The 20,182-nt window shown below is 38.9% G+C and carries 20 protein-coding genes; 9 read left to right on the forward strand and 11 right to left on the reverse strand.

Going from position 1 to position 20,182, the window contains the following annotated elements; genetic code table 11:
- Nucleotides 1–704: 704 nt before the first annotated feature.
- On the forward strand, nt 705–1,742 hold the full coding sequence (locus tag IQ31_RS15410) for a LacI family DNA-binding transcriptional regulator (protein ID WP_145328620.1): 1,038 nt from the start codon (nt 705–707) through the stop codon (nt 1,740–1,742).
- A gap of 95 nt (nt 1,743–1,837) precedes the next feature.
- On the opposite strand, the gene IQ31_RS15415 is transcribed toward IQ31_RS15410, so the two are convergent.
- From IQ31_RS15415 to IQ31_RS15430, 4 genes are read right to left on the reverse strand one after another with little or no spacing between them, the layout of a single operon-like run.
- Nucleotides 1,838–2,683, reverse strand: a complete 846-nt coding sequence (locus IQ31_RS15415; protein WP_145328622.1) for a hypothetical protein — start codon at nt 2,681–2,683, stop codon at nt 1,838–1,840.
- Nucleotides 2,680–3,063 (reverse strand): GntR family transcriptional regulator, encoded by a 384-nt coding sequence (locus IQ31_RS15420; protein ID WP_070567719.1) that lies wholly within the window; start codon nt 3,061–3,063, stop codon nt 2,680–2,682. The genes IQ31_RS15415 and IQ31_RS15420 overlap by 4 nt, the downstream gene beginning before the upstream one ends.
- A gap of 1 nt (nt 3,064) precedes the next feature.
- Nucleotides 3,065–3,874: a hypothetical protein gene (locus IQ31_RS15425; RefSeq protein WP_145328624.1), complete on the reverse strand. Its 810-nt coding sequence runs from the start codon at nt 3,872–3,874 to the stop codon at nt 3,065–3,067.
- A complete protein-coding gene (locus IQ31_RS15430) occupies nt 3,858–4,661 on the reverse strand; it encodes an ABC transporter ATP-binding protein (RefSeq protein WP_145328626.1) in 804 nt (267 codons plus the stop codon). The genes IQ31_RS15425 and IQ31_RS15430 overlap by 17 nt, the downstream gene beginning before the upstream one ends.
- Before the next feature lie 38 nt (nt 4,662–4,699).
- Between IQ31_RS15430 and IQ31_RS15435 the strand changes: the two genes are divergently transcribed.
- Together IQ31_RS15435 and IQ31_RS15440 are read left to right on the forward strand one after the other, a co-directional pair.
- The gene (locus tag IQ31_RS15435) at nt 4,700–5,932 is read left to right on the forward strand and encodes an IS256 family transposase (RefSeq protein WP_145328628.1); all 1,233 of its coding nucleotides are present in this window, start codon (nt 4,700–4,702) and stop codon (nt 5,930–5,932) included.
- An 853-nt stretch (nt 5,933–6,785) separates the two neighbouring features.
- On the forward strand, nt 6,786–7,262 hold the full coding sequence (locus IQ31_RS15440) for a glycosyltransferase family protein (RefSeq protein WP_088162208.1): 477 nt from the start codon (nt 6,786–6,788) through the stop codon (nt 7,260–7,262).
- Here IQ31_RS15440 and IQ31_RS15445 read toward each other — a convergent pair whose 3' ends face one another.
- Genes IQ31_RS15445 through IQ31_RS15455 form a run of 3 tightly spaced genes read right to left on the reverse strand, consistent with a single transcriptional unit; the run spans nt 7,263 to nt 10,034 of the window.
- Complete coding sequence (locus IQ31_RS15445; protein ID WP_088162209.1) at nt 7,263–8,039, reverse strand: enoyl-CoA hydratase/isomerase family protein; 777 nt, start codon at nt 8,037–8,039, stop codon at nt 7,263–7,265.
- Nucleotides 8,040–8,879: a hydroxymethylglutaryl-CoA lyase gene (locus tag IQ31_RS15450; RefSeq protein ID WP_145328630.1), complete on the reverse strand. Its 840-nt coding sequence runs from the start codon at nt 8,877–8,879 to the stop codon at nt 8,040–8,042.
- Between the two features lie 6 nt (nt 8,880–8,885).
- Nucleotides 8,886–10,034, reverse strand: a complete 1,149-nt coding sequence (locus IQ31_RS15455) for an acyl-CoA dehydrogenase family protein (protein ID WP_070567729.1) — start codon at nt 10,032–10,034, stop codon at nt 8,886–8,888.
- Nucleotides 10,035–10,188: 154 nt separating this feature from the next.
- On the opposite strand from IQ31_RS15455, the gene IQ31_RS15460 reads away from it, so the two are divergent.
- Complete coding sequence (locus IQ31_RS15460) at nt 10,189–11,796, forward strand: acyl-CoA carboxylase subunit beta (protein WP_088162211.1); 1,608 nt, start codon at nt 10,189–10,191, stop codon at nt 11,794–11,796.
- Nucleotides 11,797–11,887: 91 nt separating this feature from the next.
- Here IQ31_RS15460 and IQ31_RS15465 read toward each other — a convergent pair whose 3' ends face one another.
- Both IQ31_RS15465 and IQ31_RS15470 read right to left on the reverse strand, forming a co-directional pair.
- Nucleotides 11,888–13,816, reverse strand: a complete 1,929-nt coding sequence (locus IQ31_RS15465; RefSeq protein ID WP_088162212.1) for an acetoacetate--CoA ligase — start codon at nt 13,814–13,816, stop codon at nt 11,888–11,890.
- Nucleotides 13,817–13,938: 122 nt separating this feature from the next.
- Complete coding sequence (locus IQ31_RS15470; RefSeq protein WP_075993369.1) at nt 13,939–14,985, reverse strand: ferredoxin--NADP reductase; 1,047 nt, start codon at nt 14,983–14,985, stop codon at nt 13,939–13,941.
- Nucleotides 14,986–15,246: 261 nt separating this feature from the next.
- Here IQ31_RS15470 and IQ31_RS15475 point away from each other — a divergent pair, with 261 nt between their 5' ends.
- Complete coding sequence (locus IQ31_RS15475) at nt 15,247–15,963, forward strand: superoxide dismutase (RefSeq protein ID WP_075993370.1); 717 nt, start codon at nt 15,247–15,249, stop codon at nt 15,961–15,963.
- 53 nt (nt 15,964–16,016) lie between these two features.
- Here the strand turns inward: IQ31_RS15475 and IQ31_RS15480 are convergent, their stop codons facing one another.
- Entirely contained in the window at nt 16,017–16,415 is a 399-nt protein-coding gene (locus IQ31_RS15480; RefSeq protein WP_075993371.1) for an SRPBCC family protein, read from the reverse strand.
- Nucleotides 16,416–16,434: 19 nt separating this feature from the next.
- Nucleotides 16,435–17,085 carry an orotate phosphoribosyltransferase gene (gene pyrE / locus IQ31_RS15485; RefSeq protein ID WP_070567741.1) on the reverse strand — a complete coding sequence of 217 codons (651 nt, stop codon included), beginning with the start codon at nt 17,083–17,085 and terminating at the stop codon, nt 16,435–16,437.
- Nucleotides 17,086–17,107: 22 nt separating this feature from the next.
- On the opposite strand from pyrE, the gene IQ31_RS15490 reads away from it, so the two are divergent.
- The 4 genes from IQ31_RS15490 to gloA2 all read left to right on the forward strand — a co-directional run bounded on the left by IQ31_RS15490 (nt 17,108) and on the right by gloA2 (nt 20,131).
- Nucleotides 17,108–17,695: an NUDIX domain-containing protein gene (locus tag IQ31_RS15490; RefSeq protein ID WP_232475558.1), complete on the forward strand. Its 588-nt coding sequence runs from the start codon at nt 17,108–17,110 to the stop codon at nt 17,693–17,695.
- Between the two features lie 58 nt (nt 17,696–17,753).
- Nucleotides 17,754–18,470, forward strand: a complete 717-nt coding sequence (locus IQ31_RS15495) for a 3-ketoacyl-ACP reductase (RefSeq protein WP_075993373.1) — start codon at nt 17,754–17,756, stop codon at nt 18,468–18,470.
- A gap of 119 nt (nt 18,471–18,589) precedes the next feature.
- The gene (locus IQ31_RS15500; protein WP_088163629.1) at nt 18,590–19,651 is read left to right on the forward strand and encodes an NADH:flavin oxidoreductase/NADH oxidase; all 1,062 of its coding nucleotides are present in this window, start codon (nt 18,590–18,592) and stop codon (nt 19,649–19,651) included.
- Nucleotides 19,652–19,738: 87 nt separating this feature from the next.
- The gene (gloA2, locus tag IQ31_RS15505; RefSeq protein ID WP_145328632.1) at nt 19,739–20,131 is read left to right on the forward strand and encodes an SMU1112c/YaeR family gloxylase I-like metalloprotein; all 393 of its coding nucleotides are present in this window, start codon (nt 19,739–19,741) and stop codon (nt 20,129–20,131) included.
- The last annotated feature ends 51 nt before the right edge of the window (nt 20,132–20,182 follow it).

Below are 20,182 nucleotides of genomic sequence, written 5' to 3' on the forward strand. Positions count from 1 at the left end.
CAATGGAGGCTCAGGGGTGTGCTTGGGAAATGAGGGGCTGAGCCAATCCCAGCGGGATCACTAAAGAAAAGCTAATCGCAAGATTAGCTTTTCTTATTTAACACTCACGGGAACTTCTTTTTGTCCCGCAAAAATTACCGGTAAAACCGAAAAGCTACAACAAAACCAATGCGCAACCCCATTCAGCCTATAGTTTACCGATAATCTAATATTGGACTGTTCTCACAAAACTATTTTCATTATCAGTTGTCTCTATTTATACAGACAAAAATTTTAATGATGAAAAGGCAATTAACATACATAATAATGCCATCCTCTTTTTTCCTTATTACAAGCTGCTCCGTAATAGAAGGGATATTTAAGGCTGGTGTTTGGACAGGCATCCTCATCGTAGTTGTTATAGTCGCCCTTGTCCTTTGGATCATCAGTAAACTTTTCGGTGGCACCAAATAACAGCCTCCTCTTTTAACAAACTTTTCGACACCTTTCGCCCGAATACCAACAACATCTCATCAATTCTCATTAACAACGCTTTTCTTGATCTCCATTTGAAAACATGTTTTTTATCTTATCTTTATAATTTCAAGAATTTACGGGCTCAATACATTAAAAATAGTAACCGATAATTCAAGAATAATTCTAGCGCTATCTTACCATCGTATTGACGCTAGAACATTTGTAATCAATGAAAGAGGATCGAGCACATGAAGAGATTTACGTTAAAAGAGATTGGCCAACAGTTAAACCTATCTCCAGGAACCATTTCCAAAGCACTAAACGATAGCCATGAAATAAGTGCAGAAACAAAAAAGCTAATCTTAGATTTTACGCAGAAAATCAATTATATACCAAATTTCTCCGCAAAAAGCTTAAAAACGGGGCGTTCAAACACCTTAGCAATCATTGTTCCATTTATTTCAAGCTCTTTTTTCTTTGATTTCTACGAAGAGATCTCGCACATTCTATCGCAGACGAATTATAAACTGATCCTATTGCAGACTTTTAACGACGAGAAAAAAGAAAAAGAAGCGCTGGAACTTTGCATACAAAGCAATATCGAAGGAGTGATCATTTCCCCTGTGAAAAATGATTCAAGCTTATCGCTTTTGTTTTATATGATGGAGCAGGTTTGTCCTGTTATTATTTTCGACCGAATAAACCATCAGCTCGACACATTCAAAATCGGAATCCAAAACAACAAGGTCATCTACCAGGCAACAGAAGAAATGATCAAAAACAGAAGAGAAAATATCATTCTTTTACTATGTAAAGATATTGGCGGAAATGTAAGCCGTATAAAAGGATATAAAGATGCACTCTTCAACGCCGGCGTACCCTTCAAAGAAAAAAATATTATAGAAATATCCTATTCTAGCCCCAAGGACAATATCGATGACGAACTGGAAAGCAAAATAAACACGTTATTAAATAAGCCCTCCGCTCCAAATGCACTCCTCTCAACGACAGACACCTTGTCGTTAAAAGTTTTGCACATATTAAATAAATTGAAGGTGAAAATTCCTGATGACATGAACTTAATTGGCTTTAGCAACACCCCTTTTGCCAACAGTCTCAATCCATCTCTAACAACAATTACCCAACCAACACAGCTGATGGCAGAAAAATCGGTAGAACTCCTCTTGCAGATGTTAAAGAAAAAAAACAAAAAGAATTATTTCGAATTCGAGACGTTTTTTTTGGACTGCAGTATCGAACACCGAAAATCTACATCATCCCTTTAAAGAAAAGGTCAAAATCCCACTATGGAATTTTGACCTTTTCAGAAAATATCGATCTCCACTATTAACGATCGACCGCAACATCCACCAATTAAACCTTACTTAAGCAATGATCGCAATGCATGGACAGGCAAATCTATTTTAGTATCATTGGATAGATTCCCGTTCAATGTTCCCCATTGCAAACTATCTAAACGGACAGATGATTTTCCTTCAGTTTTGATATTCAGAAGACCAACTTTGGCTTCAGGTCCTTTCCTATTGAAATAAACTTCTGAATTGTTTGCCACAATATCTGCACTTTGATAATTCGTACGCGGAAGTCCCAAAACACTATTCGTCGTGTTAACAAATAAACGACCAACAAGAGAATTCCCCTTACTGTCCGTCCCGCCAAGATCATCAATAGTGGAATTTGTCAGGTTCAGGTTCAACGTATTTATAACGGATTTTTCTGCAAGGGAAAATACCTCAACGCTATCACCTACAACAGTCAACTCGTTCAACTTAGCGGACAACTCGTTAATACCCGCATTTTTTAATTTTAAAACCTTAAGATCAGGTGAAAAAATATAGATTGACTTATAAAACCCCTCTCCTCCTGATAAAAGATCTAAGGTAAGATTGCCAGATTGATCAACATTCGCTTTCACAAAGTCGGCTTGACTTTTATTAACTTTAACCATAAACTTATCGCTTTTCACCCAATACAACCCTACACCGCTTGCATTGGTACCTACAATATAAAGCTTATCGAAAGCTGCCAAGGGAAACGACCGGTAATAAACATCCTTTGCACCTGGCTTAGATACCTCCTGCTCAACATCAGCATTATATTTTTTCGCATCCACTCGATTTATACGAACAAGGTAGGACGCGACAAGCATCGGAACCGCGAATAAGCCTATTGCTAATCCCATTATTATTTTTGTACTTAATTTCATGACTCATTTTGATTAAAATTCTGACTTACAAACCGTCTATAACGTTGCTCTAACTCATCCAGACCGATTTCCAATAAATAAATATTACGAAAAAACAAGGGAAGATCTTCTTCTAGAAAAATTGCCTTTCTATATAACTTCACATTCTTCACCGATTCTTGTGTCAGAAAAAAACCGATCCCGCGCTTATTGGCTATAATTTCTTTCTGCTGCAACATATCGTAGGTCCGCATAACAGTATTGGGGTTAACCTCCATCTGAACTGCCAATTCCCTTACTGAGGGGAGTTTTTCATCCACTTTCCAGGTCGCTAGCAAAATATGATCACATACATACTCAGCAATCTGAAGGTAAATGGCTTTATTTGCATTGAACTCCATACTAAATCTCCTTTTCTTTTAACCTTAAAAAAGCAACCGCCCAAATCATTATGGTAAGCAACACTCCTACAGCGCCGATCAATGCAAAAATATGATTTGAATCAGACCAATAGTTATTATCCATTGTACCTACGGTATCCTGGGTCTGAGTCTTCATTAAGTAAACAAAAAGACACATCCAAACAACACAGTAAAGCACAAGAAAAATAGCCGTCTTTACATATTGATAGTTTTGGTAGACGATCCCACCAAGTAAAAAAATTGCATTTAGAAGAATTGGTACAAAACAAAAATAATAAGCCGGTTCAGGGTATTGAATCTTGAAAAAGTACTGCCATAGATCCACACTGACCGTCCCCCCTGATGGCTGCACTTCATTTACAACCACAGAACCAACGCTCCTCAAATAAGAAACAAATGCCAGATCGATCAAATAAAAGACCAATAAGTATGAACCAATACTCACGACAACCGTATAGAATAAGCTGACCAGAAACTTTTCCAATTGTGACGCCGGAATCATCAGCTCAAAAATCGCCCGGGTCTTCTTCCCTAAATCGGCAAAATAACTACTTGAGATAACCGTTACAAAAAAGAGTCCCAAGATACAAAACAACGGTGCTCTGAAATTTAGCAACGAATAAACAGTATTCTTTTTGATGTCATCATAATTTGACCCCAAATTAACCGCATAAAAACCAAAAATTACCCCGGCAATAATCCCTATTGACATCAGATAAATTCGCCCAAAACCAATCCATTGTCTTCGAATCAGTCCAAAAAAACGCGTAGCATTAAATAGATTTGACATATTCATCAAGTTTAATAAGGTCCGTAATTTTTTCCTTGCACTGTAACACAGCATTAAATAACAACTCCAAATCCAGTTTCGAATCTTCTACCGCCGAGTTTGGGAGAATAACATTAAAACCGCCTACTCCTTCTTCGGAATAGAGTGTATCCAAAGGCAATTCTCTTACTTTTTTAAAGCATAAACGATCAGTAATCACATGCATCGGAGCATTGAGTGCAACCTTATGATCATCAAGCAAAATAACAGCATCAATAAGATTATCCAGATCACGCACCTGATGTGTGGAGATAATCACACATCGATCGTCAGTAATGGCAGAAGCCATGATCTTTCGAAACTGAACCTTAGAAGGAATATCCAAACCATTCGTTGGCTCATCCATGATGATCACTTTCGTGTTAGACGCTAAACCGAAAGAAATAATATATTTCTTTTTCTGTCCATAACTCATGTTTGCTAATTTTTGCTCAATAGGAATATCGAACTCACGAATAAGCTGATCGAAATATACCTGATCGAAGTTGGGGTAGAACCCTGCATTAGCCTTCAGAAACTGTTCTGATTTTACGGCAGGGAGATAAAACTCTTCCGGAATAAAACTAATCTCTCTTAACAAGGAAGGTTCCCTTCGATTAGGGTTATGCCCCAGCACATCAACTCGCCCCGAAACAGGATATACCAAACCGGCAATATTCTTAAGCAAAGTTGATTTACCAGCACCATTCTTCCCCAACAAGCCATAGATAGAGACTGTAACGTAAACTGTGTCAGAGGAATAATTCAATAAGATTATTTATATTCAATTATTCAAACGACACGGTCATGAAAGAAAAAGACCCATTCGACTTTGAACGCTTCAAGGCAGAAGCCATGCAAGGTCTTTACGAAGGTAAAAGTTTGTCTCCCAACGATGGCGTACTAGCGCCGTTAATGAAGCATCTGTTGGAATCAATGATGGATGGAGAACTGGAAAACCATTTGAACGAAGAGAAAGCTTCGGGCAATAGCAACCGGCGAAATGGCAAGACAAAAAAGACTGTCCGAGGCCTTAACACTGGGACATTTGAACTGGAAACAGGCCGTGATAGATCCGGCACATTCGAGCCTAAGGTAGTACCTAAAAGGCAATTAATCATTACTGAACAGCTTGAGGGACACGTGCTAAGCATGTATGCCAAAGGAATGAGCACACGGGCGATAAGCGAGTTTATACGCGAAATGTATGCAATGGAAATCTCTGCCACAGAAATATCACGTATTACCGAAAGTGTACTTCCAGCGGTAAATGAGTGGCGTAGCAGGCCTCTTGAAGCTGTTTATCCCTTTGTTTTCCTGGATTGCATGCACATTAAAGTTCGCCAGAATGGAACTGTTGAATCAAGAGCTATTTATAACATACTGGGAGTTGGCATGGATGGTAGAAAAGATCTGATCGGTCTTTATAGCTCAGAAAATGAGGGAGCCAAGTTCTGGCTTTCAGTTCTTACGGATCTAAAGCAACGTGGTGTTGAAGACATCCTTATAGCTTGTATTGATGGTCTAAAAGGGTTTCCCGAGGCCATAGAAGCTATTTTTCCAAAAACAAAGATCCAACTGTGTATTGTTCATCAGATCAGAACAAGCATGCGCTATGTAACCGAAAAAGATAAGAAGGTAGTAATGGAGGATCTAAAGCCAATCTATAAGGCCGTGAACGAAGAAATGGGATATGAAAACCTCTTGTCTTTCGAAGAAAAATGGGGTAAGAAATACCCTCTTGCCGCCAAATCCTGGATCGATAATTGGACTAATCTTTCCACTTTCTTTGAGTACGAAGAACAGGTTCGCAAGATTATATACACCACAAATCCGATTGAGGGAATACACCGTCAGATACGAAAAATTATTAAGTCTAAAGGCGCTTTCAGCTCTGAACAGGCGCTCATGAAATTGATGTATTTAATTATTAAAGATATTGCAAAAAAATGGACGATGCCAATGCATAACTGGGGCTTGACCATATCCCAACTTTATATTAGATTTGGGGATAGACTCAAATTAGAAAAAGGTTTTTAAGACGCTAATCCAATGACACAGTTTGAGTTACACTCCCCATAGATATGCCCCTGCTTCAATTCAAGATCCATATGAAGAAAGAGTGGCCTTGATTTACTATAGCTGAAATTTAGATTTTGGATAGTAATCATACTACTGTATTATTTAATTAATACACTAATATAGAAACGAATTTTATATAATTCCAAAAATATTTTAAAAAAAATACAGGCAGGGCTTTGCTTACGCTCAGGCATTACTTTATTTTAATAGCGCCAATCGGGCATAGGACAACATAAACACTCAATTTATGTAATAAACATAATGCAATGACAAACAAATAGTTATTTAAATACATTATGAAATTCATAATAAACAAAAGGCAACTTTAACGAGATGCGTTATCCGTGTTAAAAAACTGAACAAATTACAACTATCCGCCAAAACTAAAATAACCCCATTCTAAGCCTAAATAAATTAAAACCACAAAACCCCTTGAGAAAAACAAACAGCACCTCAGAGAGGCTAAAAACAGCCAAAACCAAAACATACAAGAGTAGTATTGATTACTCAATAGGAAATACCTTTGTTCTTGCAATCATTTGAACTGTGTGTTTGGGCTAGTTAATCGTTATTCTCCACCTTACCGATGAATACCAAATTACACGCAATAGTAGTATTAACCAAGAGTTAAACAAAATACAAAACAAACTAATAATCAAAACGATAAAAAACTTATATAAACAAGAAATACACATAAATATGACATACTTTGAACAACAGATTAGTCAACTGATGAAAAACCTTCGTTTATTTTATGTGATGATATTGCTTAAAATAGCTTTAAATCTATTTTATTACCATCTTTGTCTGTATGATGAATTACATTTATCCTTTCATTCTAGCGATGCATTCTTTATGGAGATGGGAGGTATTGATTGTAGTAACGATTAGTCTCGTGAACTTTTTTTACAAAAGAAAAAAGGAACTTCCATTCTCCCCTACCGATCAATTTCTTGTAAAAATTACGGTTATTTCTTTTTATATTCAGCTATTTTTAGGTTTTAGTCTCTATGTACTGAGCCCCATCACACAGTACTTTCTGCAACATTTTGACGAAGCAGTTCACCTCAGGCAAATTCGCTTCTTTGGCATGGAGCACAGTAGCATGATGATTATTGCCGCAATCTGCTTAACAATAGGTGCCCTTAAAAGCAAAAACGCCGATACAAACGATCGACGTTTTAAAATATTATTAATCTGGTTTGGACTAGCTCTCCTGATCGTTCTTAGCTCCATTCCCTGGGAATTCTCGCCGCTGACAAGCAGACCTAGTTTTCGATCATTTTAATTAGCTATTTTGCCAGTTGGCTTTTCTCTTATTTCGCATTGCATCCATTCCTTCTTTGAAATCATTGGTTTTACGCAAATCCGCCAAGCTCTCCAATAGAAAGTTATACTTATCATCATAATCTTGCTCTTTTAATTTTCGCAGTGCTACAAAACCCCGTGATATGGCCAAGGGAGCATTTTCCAGGATCGTCCTTTTCAATTCAATCAATACTGTTTCTTCAGCATCCAGGATGCCATAAACGATTTCCCTTTTCAAAGCCTCCTCCGCAGAAAAAGACCGACCACTGATACAGAGATCCATGGCTTTTCTTTCAGGCATATATTCTGTAAGCAACGCCAACACCTGAAATGGAAAGAGCCCAATTTTCACTTCAGGCAAAGAAAAACGTACATGTGGGAGAGCAAATAAATACGTACAGGATAATGCTATCAAAAAACCACCTGCAATAACATCTCCCCTAACAACACAGATTGAAGGCTTATCTAAACAGGCAAATATTTCTGCCAGTGACTTTTCAACCTTGGGAATTGCCGAATTTCCAATATCTAATGTAGGGTCCTCAAAAGCTTTAAGATCCATACCAGCACAGAACACCGGACCTTCAGCCTCTATTTGTACTAAACGAACATCAGGATTGCTATTCGCCAGATTCAATGCATAGGCTATTTCGCTCACCATTGTCGGACTAAAAGCATTTCTTTTATCCGAACGGGCTAAGGTCAAGTTGAACACATGCCCCTCAACGTGCACTTTAATAAAATTCAGTTTTTCCATCTACAAAATCATTTGTCTGAAGCTATGCTCCAATCCGATTATTTCAGCATCAGTTCCTCGTCCAAAATAATGCAACAACAGCTCTGAAGGTATATTACCGACCAAATCATCTTTTGCAAATGGACAACCGCCATAACCGAGCAATGCGCCTTCAAATTTACGGCAACCCGCCAGATAAGCTGCTTCAATCTTTGCAAGACTCTCCTCTCGCCTTGCATGAAAATGTGCGCCTACTTCCAGTGTTGGAAAACGAGTTTTAACAAAACTAAATAATTCTGAGATCTGATTTGCATCGGCTTCTGAAGTTGTGTCTGCCAAAGAAAATTCCCGAATGCCAAGATCGCATAATTTTCCAATCCACTCTTCTACCAAAAGCGGGGACCAAGGGTCACTGTATGGGTTTCCAAAAGCCATGCTAATATAAACAACCAGAGATTTATGCTGCGAGTCGGCCAAAGCTTTCATTTCTTTTACCTGCTGATAAGAAGCCGCCAAGCCCATATTGGTATTTCGAAGTTGAAATGTTTCCGATATTGAAAATGGATACCCTAAAAAGTGGATTTTTTCCTCTAGAGCTGCCTCCTGCGCGCCCCGAAGATTGGCGACAATCGCCAATAACTTCACTTTTTCATTCGTTCTGATTCCTTCCAGTACTATTTTTGTATCCGCCAACTGCGGAACTGCTTTCGGCGAAACGAAAGATCCAAAATCAATAACATCAAACAGCCCACTTTCGATCAACGTATTGATATGTTTAATTTTCTTATCCGTCTCAATAAAGTTATGAAGCCCTTGAACAGCGTCTCTTGGGCAATCAACCAACACAACTTGATCCCTCATAATATGCTATAAAATATCTTTCTCAATCTCTCTAGCGATCACCATTTTCTGAATGCTTGAAGTCCCTTCACCTATTGTACATAACTTGGCATCTCTAAAAAACTTCTCGGCAGGATAGTCCTTTGTAAATCCATAACCACCAAAGATTTGTACAGATTCATTCGAAACACTAACGGCAGCCTCCGACGCATAAAGTTTAGCCATCGCACCAATTTTAGAAACACGATCTCCATGATCCTTTAAATAGCCTGCCTGCCTCGTCAACAGTTCACTGGCTTCCACCTGTGTCGCCATATCTGCTAGCGCAAAAGAAACCGCCTGAAATTCGTAAATCTTTTTCCCAAACTGCTCACGCTCGTGCGCATATTTCAACGCGCACTCGTAAGCTCCGCGTGCAATACCCAAAGAAAGTGCCGCAATAGAAATACGTCCGCCATCCAATAATTTTAAGGCCTGCACAAAGCCCTGCCCTTCTTCACCGATGAGTTGATCCCGATGAATCCGACAATTATCAAAAAACAGACAGGCAGTTTCTGAGGCACGCATCCCCAATTTATTTTCTTTCTTTCCTGCGGTAAATCCAGGTGTACCTTTCTCAACAATAAAAGCAGACATCCCTTTTTTATCTCCCTTAGCCCCCGTCCGCGCAATAACGACAGCAACACTAGAACTGATGGCATGCGTAATAAAATTCTTAGAACCATTCAACACGTAGTGATCACCATCTCGCTCAGCAAATGTCGTCATTCCACCAGCGTCCGAACCAGAACCGGTCTCTGTAAGTCCCCAGGCACCGATCCATTCAGCTGTCGCCAACTTTGGAAGATAACGTTTCTTCTGTTCTTCACTGGCAAAGCTTAATATATGATTTGTACATAACGAATTATGCGCCGCTACGGAAAGTCCAATTGAGCCACACACCTTGGAAATCTCATCCAAAACGGTAATATACTCCTGGTATCCGAGTCCCGATCCACCATATTCTTCAGGAACGATCACACCCATGAAACCGTGTTCGCCTAACTTTTTAAAAACTTCTATTGGAAATATTTGGGCTTCGTCCCATTCCATCACATAAGGTTTGATATGATACTGTGCAAAATCTCGTGCACTTTGTCTGATCATATCCATTTGTTGTTTATTTTCAATAAACATAAGCATGAATATTAAATTTACAATCGGTAATTCAATTCTAATATATCAAAATATTTAGGAATAAAATTGCAAATATTTTAAAATTTTATTTTAAATTTATCTAAAAATAAGAAATTCTTAATTCAACAGCTTTTTAAAACCAAGATTATAAATTATGAAGGAGCTACTCGCATTACTTCGCCAAAAAAGAGAAAATTTAAAACTAGGTGGTGGCATCGATAAAATAAAAAAACTGAAAGAAAAGGGTAAAATGTCAGCCTGGGAACGAATAGAATATCTACTGGACCCAGACCGAGAATATCTGGAAATAGGCATGTTTGCCGGCGAGGGAATGTATAAAGAACATGGTGGATGCATAAATGCGGGCTGTGCAGCGGTACTGGGCTATGTAAAATCCAAACTATGTGTCATCGTCTCTAACGATGCAACCGTAAAAGCAGGAGCCTGGTTTCCTATTTCTGCCAAGAAAAATCTACGCGCACAGGAAATTGCCATGGAAAACAATCTTCCAATCATTTATTTGGTAGATTCTGCAGGTGTGTTTTTACCGATGCAGGATGAAATATTTCCCGATAAAGAACACTTTGGCCGCATATTCCGTAACAATGCCCGAATGTCTTCCATGGGAATACCTCAAATTGCAGCAATCATGGGAAGTTGCGTGGCAGGTGGCGCTTATCTCCCTATCATGTCCGACTACGCCTTTATCGTCGAAGGAACAGGCTCTGTATTTTTAGCAGGCCCATACCTGGTCAAATCTGCGATAGGTGAAACCGTAGACGCTGAAACACTCGGCGGAGCTTCTACCCATTCGGAGATATCCGGCGTGACAGACAATAAATTTCCCGACGACCAAAGTTGTTTAGAGGCCATAAAAAATGTTATCGATAAAATCGGTGGAAATCCAAAAGCTAATTTCAACAGAAAGCAAAGCCTTCCTCCAAAAACAGATCCGAGTAAAATAGTAGAGATTCTTCCCGAAGACAGAACAAAACCTTATCGCATGCAGGATATCTTGAATGCAATTGTAGACGCAGATACTTTAGAGGAATACAAACCCGATTATGGAAAAACCATTGTCTGCGCCCTCGCACGTGTAGACGGTTGGGCTGTCGGGATTGTTGCCAATCAACGTGAAATTATCAAAGCCAAGAAACCCGGTAACGCAATGGAAATGCAGATGGGCGGGGTTATCTATAGTGATTCAGCAGATAAGGCAGCGCGCTTCATCATGAATTGCAACCAGCAGAACATTCCGCTTGTGTTTTTTCAGGACGTCACTGGATTTATGGTAGGAAGCCGATCAGAGCAAGGGGGGATTATCAAAGACGGAGCAAAAATGGTAAATGCAATGGCCAATTCCGTAGTTCCAAAATTCACTTTTATTGTTGGAAATAGTTATGGCGCAGGAAACTATGCGATGTGTGGAAAAGCGTATGACCCACGACTAATCTACGCTTGGCCTACTGCCCAAATGGCTGTCATGAGCGGTGCCGCTGCAGGCAAGACACTGTTTCAAATCCAAGAATCAGCTTTAAAAGCCAAGGGTCAAGAAATTAATGAAGAAGAAAAAAACAGTCTCCTTAAATCAATAGAAGATCGGTACAACGAGCAACTGAGTCCGTATTACGCTGCTGCAAGATTATGGGTTGATGGAATTATAGCGCCTGAAGAAACACGAAAAGTCATCAGCATGGGAATTGAAGCTGCCAACGAAAAACCTATTCTAGAACGGTATAATGTCGGTGTTATACAGGTCTGAGTGGAGTAAAATTAAATTAGAAAACCCCTCAAACGATAAACTTCATCATCCGAGGGGTTTTCTAATTAGGTATTTTTATATCATACTATACTTAAGATCTTCTCCAGATTTTACTGATCGCTTCAAAGTCTAACAAAGATTCTCTGTTCCGCATAATATCTACTGACACCGCTTTTTCTACAGTCATTCCCGAAAAAATCTTCTTAATAGGCAGCTCCAGTTTTTTACCGCTTAACGTGTAAGGAATAGCCGATACCTGAAAAATATCGTCAGGCACATGTCGCGGACTATATTGTTGCCGAAGCTCCCGTTTAATCTCCCCTTTTAACGCATCATTCAATAAACCATTGTCCAATTGAACAAAAAGCAACATATCAGATGATCCATTTTCATGATCTACACAGATAACCAAACTATCCAAGACCCCTTTGGTTCTATTTAAAACATTATAGATCTCTGCAGTACCGATACGTACGCCACCGCGGTTTAGCGTTGCATCTGAACGACCGTACATAATTATTCCATCATGTGCAGTGATCTTAATCCAATCACCATGACTCCAAACACCGCTATATTTATCAAAATAACTATCAAAGTATTTTTTATTCGCCAAATCATTCCAAAAATAGATGGGCATACAGGGCATGGGAGCTAAAATAACAAGTTCTCCCACCTCTCCATAAAGATGATGACCATGCTCATCAAATGCTTCTATCTTAGAGCCTAGAGTGCGACATTGGATCTCCCCTGCATAAACATCGAGCAATGTACACCCCGAAAGAAAGGCACTGCAAACGTCTGTACCACCACTTAGCGAGACAATTTGACTCTTTGGAAACTGTAGATTTAGCCATTCAAATACATCTGGTGGAAGTGGTGAACCTGTCGATCCTATTGTTTTCGGCTGATAAGCCAAGGATCTTAAATCTTGATCCTGACAGGAGATGAGATAAGCAGCGCCAACACCAAAATGGTCAACCTTGCTTTCCTGTGCAAACTTCCATAAACTTAATTTATCGGGATAATTCGTAGCCCCATCATATATACACAATGTATTTCCCATTAAAAGGGCCGAAAGTGCGTAATTCCACATCATCCATCCAGTAGTGGAATACCACATGAATCGATCCCCGTCTTGCACATTTTGATGCAGTCCAAGTGCTTTCATATGTTCTAATAGCATACCACCAACTCCATGTGTAATGGCTTTGGGCTTCCCGGTAGTTCCGGAAGAATACAAAATCCATATTGGTGCGTCAAAAGGCATTGCCGTAAATTGGAGCTCAGCCTGTGTAAGATCCTTTTTCAGAATCTCTTCCCAAATATTGTCATCAATCAAAACACAAGCCAGTAAAGATGGTAGCCGCAGAGAAAGTTGTTTAATACTCTCCGCTTTTTCAAAAAGACGGCCATTATAGTAATAACTGGAATTTGCGAAGAGCACTTTGGGTTCAATCTGCTCAAAACGATCCTGAATACTCGCCTCCCCAAAATCGGGCGAACAACAGGACCAAATAGCACCGATGGAATTAGCAGCTAAAAATAACGCAACAGCTTCAATGCCATTAATCAATACACCAGCAACGCGATCTCCACTTTGTACCCCTAGTTCTTTCAAATAGACCTGAAGTTTGAGAACCATGGATTCCAACTCAGTCCATGACACCTCTCTTTTAACTTGCTGTTCAGATTGAAAGATTAATGCCGGACGCTTTTTCGTTGTGTTTCGAAATACGTGTTCAGCATAATTCAAGGTAGCCCCAGCAAACCATTTTGTTCCGATAAAGCTTGTAGGATCTGTTGGCGAATCAACAATAGTTGTAAAGCCTGAATGAAACTTTATATTAAAATAGGCGGCTATACTCTTCCAAAAACTAGCCAGTTCCGTCGTAGACCATGCCCAAAGCTCCTGATAGGATGGAAAGAATACGCCATGCTCCTTCTCGACATATTGTTTAAACTTATTGATCTCAGATTGAGATTTTTGCTCTTCTGTTGGGCTCCAGAGTAATTTCCCCATAATAGTTAGATATAAAACGGTTATATCCAAACTTAGATAAATTTACTTGTATATGCAATTTTAAATATTTCTGGCACCCCATAACTGCACAGCATATTTTTGGATTAAATACGAATGCTCAATTATAGCACTTCAATAGCTGTATTCATTTCTACCGGATGCCCCGTGCACAACAGTATTCTTCCTTGTTCAACTTCGCGGTCTGTTAACACCTCATTATAGTCCATTCTTACTTTCCCCCTTGTACACTGCGAAATACACGTACTACACATACCGGATTTACAAGAATACGGCAACTTAATTTTATGTTCCAGCCCTATATCTAAAATAGATTTATTGTAGGGAACCTCTAGATGATAAGTTTTACCTTGAAAAGATAGTTCGATGGCATAGGTTGTTGTATCGACTTCCTTTTCAGTCTCATCATCATCATCCTCTTCATTTTCGGGCAATAGAAATGTCTCTCGTTTTATCTGATTGGAATCAAACCCCATCCCCAAAAGTGTAAAACGACATAAGTCCATATAAATCACAGGACCGCAAGTATAAAACAAAGCATCTTCCTTATTTCCAAACAAATGATCGTTAACAATAGCATGTATATAGTCTCTATTTAACCTGGCTTTCATCAAGTATTTACTATTGGAGTAAATCCACACAATAGTTAAGCGGTCAGGGAATCGATCTGCCCAGTGCTCCAATTCCGATCGGAACGGTGTTAACTCCAGCGTACTATTACTGTAAATTAAAACTATTTTGGACTTACTTTCAGCAAGAAGCGCTGTTTTCAGAATAGCATACAAGGGTGTAATGCCAATTCCTGCAGCAAACAAAAATAAGGTCCGAACCTTTTCTGCTTCAGGTTCATATACAAATAAACCCTGAGGTTCCATTGCATTCACGATATCCCCCTCCACAATAGTATGGTGGAGCAGTCGGGATATTTCCCCATTTTCGACACGCTTAACAGTGATACTTAAGGGCTCATTATTATCAGGCGAACTATTAAAAGAATAAGAACGACGTACCTCACGATCACCAAACACAAAAGAAAGTGTAATAAACTGCCCAGCTTTATAGGAAGGATAGTCTCCTGCTATAGACTCAAGCTGAAAAGTAATGTTATTATTAGGTTGGGGGATAATTTTTGAAATCCTTAATGTATACATAAATCAAACTTAGCTAAATTTGCCTTTATAAACAATTATAATTCTCTGGATACCTGCCCTAAGACTACCTTGAAGCGTTCTTAAAAGCATGCAAATTATATGTTACATAAATATCGTAAACCAAAATTCAAAACAATATATGCCACCCTAAAAGATGAATTTATAACAATTTTGTTGTATTACAATTAACAGACAATTCTTGCACAATATTTGTAAAATTTCACGTTATATTTATATCAAAACTAATCACAATAAGATTATATGCAAACACGCAGAAACTTCCTTCAAAATGCAGCAAAGGCTACACTAGGCATCGCTGTATCTGGATCAATATTACAAGATATTGCTTCCGCGAAAGCTACTGAATTAAATGCCGCTACCTTAAAGTTTTCCCAAGTAAAATTACCTTTCAGTTATGCCGCTTTGGAGCCTAATATTGATGCGTTGACAATGGAAATCCATTATACAAGGCACCATATGGCCTATATTAACGCCGTTAACGAAGCCATTCTTGCTGAAAACATCAAAGAAGCCTCAGAGGAGCAACTTCTAGCAAACATATCTAAGTACTCTCCTAAAGCAAGGAATAACGCTGGTGGAGCTTGGAACCATAACTTTTTTTGGGAAAGTCTGTCCGATAAGCCGAGCCAGCCCTCTGAAAAATTATTGACCATGATCAATAAGACATTTGGTTCTTTAGACAAATTCAAAGAACAATTTGCCGCAGCAGCAACCTCACGATTCGGTTCGGGATGGGCCTGGTTGATTTTGGATGACTCAGGTAACTTAAAAATTACCTCTACTCCAAATCAAGACAACCCTTTAATGGATGTTGCAGAGGTAAAAGGTATCCCCGTTTTAGGCCTTGATGTATGGGAGCATGCTTATTACCTGCACTACCAAAACAAAAGAGCTGATTATATTAAAAATTGGTGGAATGTTGTGAATTGGAAAAAAGTCAATGAAAGACTAGCATAAAAAAAGCTCGATTATTACTAATCGAGCTTTTTTTTATATCCGTTATGAACAACCTATCCCAACTTTTCTTTTAATTTGTTGACCTGAAAATCAACTAATTTTTGAAGTGGTCCAGAAGCGATCATCTTCATCATCATGTTGAGATCAGCATCTATAATAAAGGTTGCCTTTGTCACCGTATCAGCAACAACTTGCAATTCCCAACGAAGAGCAACTTCAAAAGGCGCCTTCTCCGACGGAACCAACTTAATAAATTGATTCTCACTACGCTCTTCTACCTTAAGAGCCAATTTTGCCATATTCTGAATTGTAAATCGAGCTTCGTCCGTAGTCGAAGACCAATTGTAGATATTTTCCGGCATCAACTGTTCATGATTGTTGAGATCCGCCAAAAATGCATACACCGCGCTGACATTTTTGTTGATTTCTGTTGTGTTCTGAATAGTAGTCATAACGATAAATTAATCTTTTTTATTGAAAATTATCTCCCCAAGTTGCAGGGTTCAATCGCCACTTTTTCAAGATCTCAATATCCTCTTCCAATACATAACTATTTTCAGCAGCGACCTGAATCAAAGCATCATAATTACATAAACTGAAATAAGGACATTTTGCATCGGCAAAATTATCAGTAGCTTGTTGCAATCCATAAGTAAAAATAGACACCAACCCAACAACATTGCAGCCAGCCTCACGTAATGCCTTTACAGCCACTAAACTACTCTTACCTGTCGAAATTAGATCTTCTATTACAACTACACGTTGACCGCTAACTACTTCACCTTCAATTAAATTCTGACGACCATGGTCCTTAGCTGAGCTTCTAACATAAGAAAATGGTAGTCCCAAATCCTGTGCTACCAAAACGCCTTGTGGAATACCTGCCGTAGCAACTCCAGAAATCATATCCACTGATCCAAACTCTTCTTGAATAAGCTTAGAAAGCTTTTGACGAATGTATGTACGAATCGCAGGATGAGATAAAGTGATACGGTTATCACAGTAAATTGGAGACTTCCAACCCGACGCCCATGTAAAAGGACTTTTAGGTTGCAATTTTATTGCTTTAATTTGCAATAAGGATTCAGCAACTTTTTGTTCAACCTCATTTAAATTATTCATGGCGCAAATTTATAAAATTTATATGAACGAAACCGTGCTAATTTTAGCAGATTTTGTTCCATCGAAAACCAAAAACCCACAAACAATTAGTTTTCAAGAGATTGACCTCCAAAAACTTTTCAAACAATCTGAAATTGATAAAGTTCCAAAAACATATCTCTACATCAACAAGGATTTTGAAACTGTATTTCAAAACTTAAAAAATAAAATTAAGCTCATCAAAGCAGCCGGTGGATTGGTGAAAAACGGTGATGGAGATTATCTTTTTATCTACCGATTAGGAAAATGGGACCTCCCTAAAGGTAAAGTCGAAGACAATGAAAAAATGCGGGAAGCAGCTGTACGCGAAGTTGAAGAGGAATGTGGCATTAAAATCAACTACTTAGGAAAAAAAATTACCACATCATACCATACTTATTTTTTGCGAAATGGAGAATTCGTCCTAAAAGCAACAAACTGGTATGAAATGGGAGTCAACAAAGTCCCTAAATTGATTCCACAAACCGCAGAAGATATTACAAAAGCGGAATGGCGTCATGTGGACCAATTTGAAGACATACGGAACAATACTTACCCTATTATCGAAAATATCCTCAAAAAGGCAAAATAAGTTGCCTTTTTGAGGTTCATCTGACACGAATAAAAAAGATCATACCTATTTTTATGTTATGGAAAATATAACAGGAAAAAGAGCCTTAATTACAGGTGGCGCGCGGGGATTAGGAAAAGCAATTGCCTATGCATTAGCGAAAGAAGGTGTTCATATCGCGATTACTGGGAGAAATGAAGCTGCTTTGAAGGATACGGCTGCGGAACTTGCCGAGCTAGGCACTGAGGTCACTTATGCCGTTTTTGACGTATCAAATTATAGTGCTGTACAACAGGAGATCGAGCAACTGAAAAACACTTTCGGCAGCTTTGATATCTTAATTAACAATGCGGGAGTGGCATCATTTTCCTCTGTGCTCGACATGGACGTTGCCGATTGGACATCGATCATTCATACCAATCTCTTGGGTACATACTTTGTTACAAAAGCTATCCTTCCACAACTGATTGAAAAAAATCAAGGCGATATCATTATGGTATCTTCGACTGCCGGATTAAATGGCGCGGCCACCACTTCCGCTTATAGTGCGTCAAAGTTTGGCGTCATCGGCTTCGCCGATTCTTTAATGCGGGAAGTACGGAAAAACAATATTCGTGTATGTACGTTAATGCCAAGCACGATCGCTTCCGATATGTCCAAAGAACTTGGACTTACCGATGGCGATCCAGAAAAAGTTCTCCAGCCTGAAGATTTCGCAGAGTTAGTAGTTGCCAATTTAAAACTACCAAGAAGAGCAATGCTAAAATCAGCATCTTTATGGTCTACAAATCCTTAACAGTTGAACCACGGTTCGCAAAGATTTAAATAAAGGCTTCTGAGGGGCTCTCTTTACAAAACAAAGAATTGATCAAGGCGGGAGCTTTCCTTGCTCCTGCCTTCTATAAACACGCAATTATGAGTCAATTATTTTCATCAGTAAATATTGGAAACCTCCAATTGAAAAATCGTTTGGTCGTATCTCCAATGTGCCAATACTCCGCAAAAGATGGTTTTGCAAATAACTGGCATTTGGTTCATTTGGGCCAGTTTGCAATCGGCGGAGCTGCAGCAGTAATACAGGAAGCAACAGCAGTTAGCCCTGACGGTCGAATCAGTGATGGAGACCTTGGTTTATGGGAGGACCAGCATATCGAAAAACTAAAAGAAATAACCGAGTTCATTAAAGAAAATAATTCCATACCGGGCATACAACTTGCTCATGCAGGCCGCAAAGCAAGCAGTAATAAACCTTGGGTCGGGCGGAATCAATTTTCACCAACGGATCCACAGGGTTGGCAAACAGTCGCCCCATCTCCGATCCCTTTCCATGCTGGAGATTATGAACCACAGGAGCTTGATCTAGACGCCATTGAAAATCTGATTGAACAATTCGGAACAGCAACGAAAAGAGCCATACAGGCAGGCTATGAAATTATTGAACTCCACGCTGCACATGGATATCTGATCCATCAATTTCTTTCACCACTGAGCAACTTACGGACAGACTCTTTCGGCGGGATCTTTGAAAATAGGATACGTTTTCTTATTGAAATTGTGAAAAGAGTAAAACGAGAAATAACAAGCCAAAGTTTATGGGTACGTATTTCAGCAACAGATTGGGCCGAAGCAGGCTGGGATCTACAGCAGTCTATAGCCTTATCGCAACTACTGTATACATTGGGGGTAGATTTAATTGATGTGTCGAGTGGAGGCTTGGTCTCCTATCAAAAAATAGATGTCGGACCAGCATATCAGCTCCCTTTCGCCATCGCGATTAAGGAACATACCAAGAATAACGTTGCCACAGTAGGTTTAATCAAAACGGCTATTCAAGCGTCTGAGATCATCGCACAAAAGCAAGCTGATTTAATCTTAATCGCACGGGGATTTCTTGATGATCCACATCTTCCATTACATTTTGCCAAAGAATTAGATGCTGACATCCCCTGGCCTAAACAATATGAAAGAGCAAAATAAGATGAAACATTGTAAAATAGTCTGTATATGATCCATATCCTTAAGGAACAACCTTGTATAACAAACACAATGAGATAAGATTTAAAAATGAAATTAAACCTCAACAAGATACATCATATCGCTATTATCTGTAGTGATTATGAGCGTTCAAAGAAATTCTATACTGACATACTGGGCCTAGAGATTGCTAGAGAATACTATCGTGTGGAACGTGATTCCTACAAACTGGATCTCAAACTCAATGATCATTATATTATAGAACTTTTTTCGTTTCCATCACCGCCTAATCGGCTCAGCTTTCCAGAAGCCGCCGGTTTAAGACATCTTGCATTCGAAGTCGATAATCTCGACCTAGAATTAAATAAGCTCGAAAAAGCAGGTGTATCACACGAAGGGATCAGAATAGACGAGTTAACAAATAAATGCTTTACATTCTTCTTTGATCCTGATCAGGTACCAATAGAACTATACGAACGTTAAAACAGAAAGCGGCATTGATTAAAACCAATGCCGCTTTCTGTTTTATTAGTG

Source organism: Sphingobacterium siyangense (assembly GCF_007830445.1).
Lineage (GTDB): Bacteria > Bacteroidota > Bacteroidia > Sphingobacteriales > Sphingobacteriaceae > Sphingobacterium > Sphingobacterium siyangense.

Excerpts from the sequence above, each read along its gene's own strand:
- IQ31_RS15500 (WP_088163629.1), top strand. The coding sequence starts at position 18,590 with ATGAGTCAATTATTTTCATCAGTAAATATTGGAAACCTCCAATTGAAA.
- IQ31_RS15440 (WP_088162208.1), top strand. The coding sequence starts at position 6,786 with ATGATGAATTACATTTATCCTTTCATTCTAGCGATGCATTCTTTATGG.
- IQ31_RS15465 (WP_088162212.1), bottom strand. The coding sequence starts at position 13,816 with ATGGGGAAATTACTCTGGAGCCCAACAGAAGAGCAAAAATCTCAATCT.
- IQ31_RS15450 (WP_145328630.1), bottom strand. The coding sequence starts at position 8,879 with ATGAGGGATCAAGTTGTGTTGGTTGATTGCCCAAGAGACGCTGTTCAA.
- IQ31_RS15420 (WP_070567719.1), bottom strand. The coding sequence starts at position 3,063 with ATGGAGTTCAATGCAAATAAAGCCATTTACCTTCAGATTGCTGAGTAT.
- IQ31_RS15470 (WP_075993369.1), bottom strand. The coding sequence starts at position 14,985 with ATGTATACATTAAGGATTTCAAAAATTATCCCCCAACCTAATAATAAC.
- IQ31_RS15435 (WP_145328628.1), top strand. The coding sequence starts at position 4,700 with ATGAAAGAAAAAGACCCATTCGACTTTGAACGCTTCAAGGCAGAAGCC.
- IQ31_RS15455 (WP_070567729.1), bottom strand. The coding sequence starts at position 10,034 with ATGTTTATTGAAAATAAACAACAAATGGATATGATCAGACAAAGTGCA.
- IQ31_RS15475 (WP_075993370.1), top strand. The coding sequence starts at position 15,247 with ATGCAAACACGCAGAAACTTCCTTCAAAATGCAGCAAAGGCTACACTA.
- IQ31_RS15445 (WP_088162209.1), bottom strand. The coding sequence starts at position 8,039 with ATGGAAAAACTGAATTTTATTAAAGTGCACGTTGAGGGGCATGTGTTC.
- gloA2 (WP_145328632.1), top strand. The coding sequence starts at position 19,739 with ATGAAATTAAACCTCAACAAGATACATCATATCGCTATTATCTGTAGT.
- IQ31_RS15415 (WP_145328622.1), bottom strand. The coding sequence starts at position 2,683 with ATGAAATTAAGTACAAAAATAATAATGGGATTAGCAATAGGCTTATTC.
- IQ31_RS15460 (WP_088162211.1), top strand. The coding sequence starts at position 10,189 with ATGAAGGAGCTACTCGCATTACTTCGCCAAAAAAGAGAAAATTTAAAA.
- IQ31_RS15410 (WP_145328620.1), top strand. The coding sequence starts at position 705 with ATGAAGAGATTTACGTTAAAAGAGATTGGCCAACAGTTAAACCTATCT.
- IQ31_RS15480 (WP_075993371.1), bottom strand. The coding sequence starts at position 16,415 with ATGACTACTATTCAGAACACAACAGAAATCAACAAAAATGTCAGCGCG.
- IQ31_RS15425 (WP_145328624.1), bottom strand. The coding sequence starts at position 3,874 with ATGTCAAATCTATTTAATGCTACGCGTTTTTTTGGACTGATTCGAAGA.
- IQ31_RS15490 (WP_232475558.1), top strand. The coding sequence starts at position 17,108 with ATGAACGAAACCGTGCTAATTTTAGCAGATTTTGTTCCATCGAAAACC.
- pyrE (WP_070567741.1), bottom strand. The coding sequence starts at position 17,085 with ATGAATAATTTAAATGAGGTTGAACAAAAAGTTGCTGAATCCTTATTG.
- IQ31_RS15495 (WP_075993373.1), top strand. The coding sequence starts at position 17,754 with ATGGAAAATATAACAGGAAAAAGAGCCTTAATTACAGGTGGCGCGCGG.